Annotated in this window: 7 protein-coding genes; 1 reads left to right on the top strand and 6 read right to left on the bottom strand. The window is 64.4% G+C overall.

The window, feature by feature from the left end:
- Positions 1–449: 449 nt before the first annotated feature.
- Positions 450–818, bottom strand: a complete 369-nt coding sequence (locus tag JHD07_RS24295) for a hypothetical protein (protein WP_291626659.1) — start codon at positions 816–818, stop codon at positions 450–452.
- Positions 819–1,116: 298 nt separating this feature from the next.
- Between JHD07_RS24295 and bamA the strand changes: the two genes are divergently transcribed.
- Positions 1,117–3,630 (top strand): outer membrane protein assembly factor BamA, encoded by a 2,514-nt coding sequence (gene bamA / locus JHD07_RS24290; RefSeq protein WP_291626657.1) that lies wholly within the window; start codon positions 1,117–1,119, stop codon positions 3,628–3,630.
- Here bamA and JHD07_RS24285 read toward each other — a convergent pair.
- The 5 genes from JHD07_RS24285 to JHD07_RS24265 all read right to left on the bottom strand — a co-directional run.
- Positions 3,627–4,859: a Zn-dependent hydrolase gene (locus JHD07_RS24285; protein WP_291626655.1), complete on the bottom strand. Its 1,233-nt coding sequence runs from the start codon at positions 4,857–4,859 to the stop codon at positions 3,627–3,629. The genes bamA and JHD07_RS24285 overlap by 4 nt on opposite strands.
- The gene (locus tag JHD07_RS24280) at positions 4,852–5,637 is read right to left on the bottom strand and encodes an ABC transporter ATP-binding protein (RefSeq protein WP_291626653.1); all 786 of its coding nucleotides are present in this window, start codon (positions 5,635–5,637) and stop codon (positions 4,852–4,854) included. The genes JHD07_RS24285 and JHD07_RS24280 overlap by 8 nt, the downstream gene beginning before the upstream one ends.
- Positions 5,634–6,407 (bottom strand): ABC transporter permease, encoded by a 774-nt coding sequence (locus JHD07_RS24275; protein WP_291626651.1) that lies wholly within the window; start codon positions 6,405–6,407, stop codon positions 5,634–5,636. The genes JHD07_RS24280 and JHD07_RS24275 overlap by 4 nt, the downstream gene beginning before the upstream one ends.
- Before the next feature lie 63 nt (positions 6,408–6,470).
- A complete protein-coding gene (locus JHD07_RS24270; RefSeq protein ID WP_291626649.1) occupies positions 6,471–7,415 on the bottom strand; it encodes an ABC transporter substrate-binding protein in 945 nt (314 codons plus the stop codon).
- A gap of 103 nt (positions 7,416–7,518) precedes the next feature.
- Positions 7,519–7,934 (bottom strand): UTRA domain-containing protein (locus tag JHD07_RS24265; protein WP_291626647.1); only part of this gene is annotated, 416 nt, incomplete at its 5' end.

Genomic DNA, 7,934 nt, shown 5'->3' with positions numbered 1-7,934 from the left:
ACCATCGCGCAGGGAAGGTCGAGTGATCGGCACCACCTGTATGCTGCTGTGCGGTTCTTCTGCGTGTGCCTATTGCGCAGCGGACCGCGGGTGCGTTGTCGGCACCCGGCCTTCCCTGCGCCCTCTTGGTTCAAGGGGCGACGATGAAGCAAAGCTCGGACGAATTGCGCCGCGAGGCTGCGAAGGCGTATCTGCGAGCTGGACTGCGTGCCCCAATCTCGATCTCGTAGGGTGGGCAAACCGCAGCGTGCCCACGCCCCTGTGCCCTTATCGAACAGTTGGTGGGCACGGCGCTACGCGCCTTTGCCCACCCTACGGCACCGCCGCTGAGATGTGCACTGGAGCATCGCAATGAGGAGTGTCGACAGCGCGAGCGCCACAACTCCGCTCTCGTGCCCCGGACGCAGTGCGTGGACGTTGCGGCCTGTCCGGGACAAGAGACAGCCGGATCACCGCGAGATCGGGATCCTCTGTGCAAATCCGCCCAGATCCGAATCCGGGCTCAGCGGCTGACGATCGAGCGGCCGGTTGTTGTTGCTGCGCGCGAAGGATGCGCCAGGCGGAAAGGCGTAGTCGGTGAACTTGCGCTCCCCGGGGAGCACTTCAGTCCCGCCGTCCAGCCAGGACCGCCTGCTCACATAGATGCGCGTGCGTGGGCCCGACTGGTAGGACCGGTTCGGGCCGCCCGGACCGTACTCATAGACGGCATTCTGCGCCGCTTGCTGTTGAGTGCGCTTGCCGGTGGTTGCGGCGTGGGCGGTGAGGGTCGAGCAGAGGAGGACTGCCAGTACCGTTCTGGTCGTGACGAGCGCGTTCATCGGGAAGCAACCCCATGCAAGTTCATGATGTCGTCGCCTCTCGCACCGGCCCGGCAGACTGTAAAGAACCGGGGCGTTGCCCGATGTTACTGCGCGCTCGCGCGGATAGGCCGCATCCGCGGCACCCGCAATCTCCATCGCTCGTCCCCGAAGGGCGCGCGCGGTCGTCATGACCGCGGCGCTCATGCGGCTGATCCGCCAATCAATTTCAACGACCGGAAACAGTACAGCAATCTCCGGGCCACATCGCGGCCACAGCGGTCTCGTTTCAGAGCAGGAGGTGCTCTTGAGGTGTGGAATGTCGGTGTTGCGGGCCTGGCTGATTGCGGTGGCGATGAGTGGTGTAACGATTGCGAGCTCTATTCCCGTCGTGCTGTTGCCGCAGCCGGCTGCGGCGCAAGGCGTTGAGATGATCGTGGTCGAAGGTAACCGCCGCGTCGAGGCCGAAACGATCCGCTCCTATTTCCGGCCGACCGCCGGTGGCCGCCTCGATCAACCCGCGATCGATGACGGACTCAAGGCGTTGATCGGGACAGGACTGTTCCAGGACGTGAAGATCAGTCAGGCCGGCGGCCGCCTCGTGGTATCGGTGGTGGAAAACGCTGTGATCGGCCGCGTCGCCTTCGAGGGCAACAAGAAGATCAAGGACGAGCAGCTCTCGGCCGAGATACAGTCCAGGCCGCGCGGGGCCTTCTCGCGGGCGCTGGTGCAATCCGACACGCTGCGCATCGCCGAGATCTATCGGCGTTCGGGCCGCTACGACGTGCGCGTCACGCCCGAGCTCATTGAGCAGCCGAACAACCGTGTCGACCTCGTCTTCACGATCGAGGAGGGAGGCAAGACTCCGGTCAAGTCCGTCGAGTTCGTCGGCAACAGTGCCTTCTCGGCCTCGCGCCTGCGCGACGTCATCAAGACCCGCGAGAGCAATCTGCTCAGCTTCCTCGGCAGTAACGACATCTACGACCCCGACCGCGTCGAGGCCGATCGGGACCTGATTCGCCGCTACTATCTCAAGAACGGGTTTGCCGACGTCCAGGTCGTCGCGGCGCTCACCGAATACGATCCGGAGAAGAAGGGCTTCCTCGTCACCTTCAAGATCGAGGAAGGGCAGCAAGACCGGGTCGGGTCGGTCGACTTCCGTTCCAGCATTGCCAATTTCGGCGCAGATTCGCTTCGCAGCTATTCGCGCGTCAAGGTCGGCTCGCTCTACAACGTCGAATCGATCGAGAAGTCGACCGAGGAGATGCAGATCGAAGCCTCGCGCCGCGGCTACGCCTTCGCAGTCGTCCGTCCTGCCGGCGATCGCAATTTCGAGGCGCGAACCGTGTCGGTCGTTTTCAACGTCGACGAAGGCCCGCGTACCTACATCGAACGCATCAACTTCCGCGGTAACACCCGCACGCGCGACTACGTGATCCGCCGGGAGTTCGATATTTCGGAGGGCGACGCGTACAACCGCGCGCTGGTCGATCGCGCCGAACGGCGGCTGAAGAACCTCGACTATTTCAAGAGCGTGAAGATCGTCACTGAGCCCGGCTCCTCCAGCGATCGTGTGATCCTGATCGTCGACATGGAAGAAAAATCGACCGGCGATTTCTCGATCTCGGGCGGTTACTCCACCACCGACGGCGCGCTGGCCGAGGTCTCCGTTTCCGAGCGCAACCTGCTCGGTCGCGGACTCTACGGCAAGGTCTCGGTCATCTATGGCCAGTATTCGCGTGGCGTATCGTTGTCCTTCGTCGAGCCCTATCTGCTCGACTATCGGCTGGCCCTCGGTATCGACACGTATTGGAAGGAGCAGAGGTCGAACAGTTATACGAGCTACGATGTGACCACGCTCGGCTTTTCTCCCCGGATCGGGCTGTCCCTGCGTGAGGACCTGTCTCTGCAGCTCCGCTACTCGCTCTATCAGCAGAGCATCACCCTTGCGAGCGCCTACAACAACTGCAACAACAACGCGTCCAACACCTCGCCGGCCTTCAATCCGACCCCTGCCTACGTTCGAAACGTCCTGGGCGGGGTGGATCCGACCAATTCGACGGATTCGGGCGTCTACGGATACGGCTGCTACGGCGACGGCGAGTCGAGCCTGCCGGTCCGGAAAGAACTTGCCGACGGCGCGAGCTGGACGTCGGCGCTCGGCTACTCGCTGAACTACAACACGCTCGACAACACCAAGAACCCGACAGAGGGGTTGCTGGTCGACTTCAAGCAGGACTTTGCCGGCGTCGGCGGCGACGTCACCTACCTGAAGACGGCGCTGGACACCAAGTACTACACGCCGCTCGTGCTCGATATCGTCAGCGTGATCCATCTCCAGGGCGGTGTCCTCAGCAAGCTTGGTAGCCAGGAGCTGCGCATGCTTGATCATTTCCAGATGGGGCCGAATCTCGTGCGCGGCTTCGCGTCGAACGGCATTGGCCCGCGCGACGTCACCTATTGGAGCCTGGGCTCCAGCGGCGATTCGCTTGGCGGCACCAAGTATTGGGGCGCCTCGATGGAGTTGCAGATGCCGTTCTGGTTCCTGCCCAAGGAAGTCGGCCTGAAGGGCGCCGTGTACGCTGATGCCGGATCGCTCTGGGGCTACCAGGGTCCGACCTCGTGGTCGGCCACCGGTGAGGTCAACACCAAGGCTTGCCCGACCTGCGGACTGCAATATGACGACGGCAATGTGGTGCGATCGTCGGTCGGCGTCGGCCTGGTCTGGGCCTCGCCGTTTGGCCCGTTGCGCTTCGACTATGCGGTGCCGATCACCAAGGGCAAGTACGACACCGTGCAGGAGTTCAGATTCGGCGGCGGCACGTCGTTCTAGCCGCCTAGGATCCGGCGGCAGGCGTCGACGAACACCTCCGCGCCGGTGACGATGTCGGCGTCGGAGGTGTTTTCGGTCCAATGATGGCTGATGCCGCCGATCGACGGCACGAACAGCATGGCCGCGGGCATGATTGTCGCGAGCATCTGCGCATCGTGCCCGGCGCCGCTGGGCATGCGGATGGAGCGACCGCCGGCGACGGCCTTGCTCGCGGCTTCGATTGCGTCCTGAAAGGCGGAATTCATCATCGCGGGCGCGCCGGTGCGAAGCTTTTCGACGGTGACGGTGCAGGGACCGCTCGCGCTGGCCTCGTCCGCCATGGTCCGAAGCAATTGCTCCAGCCTCGCAATCACGGCCGGATCGTCGTCGCGGATCTGGAACAGCATCTCTGCGCCACCCGGGATGATGCTCGGCGCGCCCGGATCGAGCGCGATGCGCCCGGTGGTCCAGACGGTGCGCGGGCCGCAGGCGGCCGGGAATCGCTGGTCGATGGCGACGCAGAACTTTGCCAGCGCCAGGCCCGCATCCTTGCGCACGGCCATGCGGGTCGTGCCGGCGTGGTTCTGCTCGCCGGCGAAGTTGATCTGGTATTGCCAGATGCCGACGATGGACGTCACGACGCCGATCGCAAGACGGCCGCTTTCGAGCGTGTCGCCCTGCTCGATATGCGCCTCCAGATAGCCGACGTGCCGTCCGGGCTCCGCGGCGATGCGCGGACGCCCGGAGAGCCCCATCTCGGCAAGCGCATCGCGCATGGTGCGGCCGCTGGTGCGGTCGCGCGCGGCGTCGATGTCGGCTTCGGTCACCTGGCCGACATAGGAGCGCGAGCCGAGGAAATGGCCGAAATGGCCCTCCTCGTCGCACCAGCAGGCAACCTCGACGGCGCCCTTCACGGCGGGATCCGGGTTGAGAACACGCGCCGCTTCGAGCGCGTAGACGACGCCGAGGGGGCCATCGAGCCAGCCGGCATAGTTCTGGCTCTCCAGGTGCGAGCCCGCCAGCAGCTTCGGCCCGGGCTTGGCGCTGGTTCCGAAAACGTTGCCGATGCCGTCGATCGTCCCGGCGAGGTCGGCCTCGGGCAGTTTCTGCACGAGCCATTCGAGGGAGAGCTTGTGCGGCTCCGAGAAGGTCGGCTTGTGCACGCCGGTCTTGTAGGCGCCAAAGGCGCGCAGCGCATGGAGATCGGCGAGCACGCGCTGTCCGTCGGCGCGGGGCTGGGTGTCAGGCATGTTCGGCAACCTTGAGCGCCTCGGTGCGGATCTCCTCGACCAGCCGTTCCTTGAGCTGGACGAATTCCGGCGTGGTCTTGATCTTGTAGGAGCGTGGATGCGGCAGGTCCACATGGATCTCCGCCTTGATGCGGCCAGGACGTGCGCTCATCACGATGACGCGGCTGCCGAGGAAAATCGCTTCCTCGATGTCGTGGGTCACGAACAGCACCGTCTTCTGGTCGCGTTCCCAGATCCCGAGCAGCATCTCCTGCATCAGGGCGCGTGTCTGGTTGTCAAGCGCGCCGAACGGCTCGTCGAGCAAGAGGATCTTGGGATCGTTGGCGAGCGCGCGGGCAATCGCCGTGCGCTGCTGCATGCCGCCGGAAAGCTGCTTGGGCCAATGGTTCTCGAAGCCGGACAATCCGACCTGGCGGATGAAGGCATCCGCGATCTTGTGTCGCTCCGCTTCGGGCACGCCGCGCTCGCGCAGGCCGAACGCGATGTTCTCGCGCACGGTCAGCCAGGGGAACAGCGTGTAGGACTGGAACACCATGCCGCGATCCGCCCCCGGGCCGGTCACCTCGCGCCCGTCGAGCGTGACGCGGCCGCTGGTCGGGCGGTCGAGGCCGGCGACGATGCGCAGCAGCGTGGACTTGCCGCATCCGGAGGGGCCGAGAATGGTGACGAAGTCGTTGTTGCCGATGACGAGATCTGTCGGCTCCAGCGCCCGGGTCGGCGCATTGCCGTGGCGTGCCGGGAAGGTGCGCGAAACCTGTTCGACCTTGAGCGTCGTCATGCGAGCTTCCACGGAAACAGCCAGGCGTTGAACGCCTTGAACAGGAAGTCCGAGATCAGGCCGATCAGGCCGATCACGATGATGCCGAAGATGATCTGCCCGGTGTTGAGCAGCGCCTGACTGTCGGTGATCATGTGACCAATGCCCGAGGACGAGCCGATCAGCTCGGCGACGATGACGTAGGTCCAGGCCCAGCCCAGCACCAGCCGCAGGATCTCGGCGATCTCAGGCGCGGAGGAGGGCAGCAGCACGCGGCGGATGATGCCGCGGTCGCTCGCTCCGAGCGTGTAGGCGGCCTCCACCAGATCGCGCCGCGTGGCGCCCACGGTGACGGCCACCATCAGGATGACCTGGAACACCGAGCCGATGAAGATGACGAGCAGCTTCTGCAGTTCGCCGATGCCGGCCCACAGGATCAGCAGCGGAATGAAGGCTGAGGCAGGCAGATAGCGCGCGAACGACACGAACGGTTCGAGGAACGCCTCGACCGGCTTGTAGGCGCCCATCAGCACGCCGAGCGGCACCGCGATAACAGCTGCGAGCGCAAAGCCGCCGACGACGCGCCAGATCGTCATGCCGATGTCGAACAGGAAGCCGTGCTTGGTGAGCAGCTCGATGCCTTCCTGCAGCATGGTCAGGGGATTGGCGAGGAAGGTTTTCGACACATGGCCGCCGAATGTCGCCCACGACCAGAGGGCGACGAACAGCACGAAGAACGCAAGGCCGTAAGCCGCGCGCTGCTTCGACGTAACAGGGTCCAGAGGACGCATCAAATTGTGAATCCGAATGACGCGCCGGCTCCGCCTCTGGCGGAACCGGCAGCTCGAAGAAAGTTACTTGATGAAGCTCGCGTCGTAGAGGTCCTCGACCTTGGGCACGGCCTTGATGATGCCGATCTCGAGCAGGAGCTCGGCGGCCTCCTTGTTGAAGGTCAGGAAGTCGCCAGCGAAGAACTTCTGGTTCGCCGCCTTGTCCTGCCAGCGCAGATATTTCGCCGAGTTGCCGAACTGCTCGGCGGTCTGCTTCACATCGGCGCCCATGATCTCGTAAGACTTGGCCTGGTCCTTGGCAATCATATCGATCGCCTCGAAATAGCTGTCGGCGAGCGCCTTGGCCGCCTTCGGGTTCTCCGTCAGGAACTTCGGCGTGCAGCCGAACGTATCCATCACCATCGGATAGTCCAGCGTGGTCGCGATGATCTTGCCCTTGTCGGGCGCCGCACGCACGGTCGACAGGTATGGCTCATAGGTCATCGCCGCATCGTTCTGGCCGGAGACGAAGGCCTGCGCCGCGGCTGCCGGCTCGAGGTTCACCACGGTCACGTCCTTCGTGGTCAGGCCGTTCTTCTTCAGCATCCAGGCCAGCGCGAAATACGGCGACGTGCCGGGGGCGGAGGCCGCAACCGTCTTGCCCTTGAGGTCCTTGATCGCGGCGACATCGTTGCGCACGGCCATGCCGTCGGCACCATAGCTCTTGTCGAGCTGGAAGATCTGCTTGGTCGCAACGCCGTTGGCATTCCAGGAGATCCAGGTCTCGACCGTGGTCGCCGCGCACTGGATGTCGCCGGATGCGATGGCGAGGTGGCGGTCCTTTTGCGGAATCTTCTTGATGGTGACGTCGAGGCCGTTCTTCTTGAAGATGCCGGCCTCCTTCGCCAGCGTCAGCGGCGCGAAGCCGGTCCATCCGGAAATGCCGATGCCGACCTTGACGTCCTGGGCGAGCGCCGGAGTGGAGGCCGCGAGAGCAATGATTGTCGCAAATACTGTCGAACTACGCATGATAATCGTCCTCTGCCGATCGATGGTTTGACGTCCTGTTGATCCTGCCGGCCCATATGGGCGGTTCCGCGAAGCGTTGCACGATTTGTGCCGACACATTCTCTCAGCCCCCCTTGAATCGCGCGACAAGGCGGTGAGAGTCACCGGGATAGAGCAGGCGCACGGCGGTGATGGTGCGTGCGCTGCGCCAGGTATAGCGATCGATCACGAGACAGGGCGCGCCGACGGCAATCGCGAGCGCGTCCGCTGTCCGGTCGTCCGCAACGATGGCGCTGATCGTGTGCTCGGCCTCTGTCCATGGGACATGGTGAAGCAGCCAGGAACCAGGCGGCTCGCGCGAGAAGTCCGCGGTCGCGGCATCCGGCACGGACGACAGGTCGATCAGCCGGTCCTCGACCGCGAAGGGCACGTTGTCGGCGCTATGGCGGCAGGTGATCGCGACCACCTTGCCGGCCTTGTTCACGCCGTGACGGTCGCGGTCGGCAGCCGTCGCGGTGCGCAGCTTGCGGCCGATCAGCT

Origin of the sequence: Bradyrhizobium sp. (genome assembly GCF_016462955.1) — a bacterium.
In the GTDB taxonomy this organism is placed as follows: domain Bacteria; phylum Pseudomonadota; class Alphaproteobacteria; order Rhizobiales; family Xanthobacteraceae; genus Bradyrhizobium.
This window is presented reverse-complemented; position numbering and strand designations above follow the sequence as displayed.

What these genes read in the sequence shown, in the direction of transcription:
- JHD07_RS24295 (WP_291626659.1), bottom strand. Translation starts at nt 818, where the DNA reads ATGAACGCGCTCGTCACGACCAGAACGGTACTGGCAGTCCTCCTCTGC.
- JHD07_RS24275 (WP_291626651.1), bottom strand. Translation starts at nt 6,407, where the DNA reads ATGCGTCCTCTGGACCCTGTTACGTCGAAGCAGCGCGCGGCTTACGGC.
- bamA (WP_291626657.1), top strand. Translation starts at nt 1,117, where the DNA reads ATGTCGGTGTTGCGGGCCTGGCTGATTGCGGTGGCGATGAGTGGTGTA.
- JHD07_RS24270 (WP_291626649.1), bottom strand. Translation starts at nt 7,415, where the DNA reads ATGCGTAGTTCGACAGTATTTGCGACAATCATTGCTCTCGCGGCCTCC.
- JHD07_RS24285 (WP_291626655.1), bottom strand. Translation starts at nt 4,859, where the DNA reads ATGCCTGACACCCAGCCCCGCGCCGACGGACAGCGCGTGCTCGCCGAT.
- JHD07_RS24280 (WP_291626653.1), bottom strand. Translation starts at nt 5,637, where the DNA reads ATGACGACGCTCAAGGTCGAACAGGTTTCGCGCACCTTCCCGGCACGC.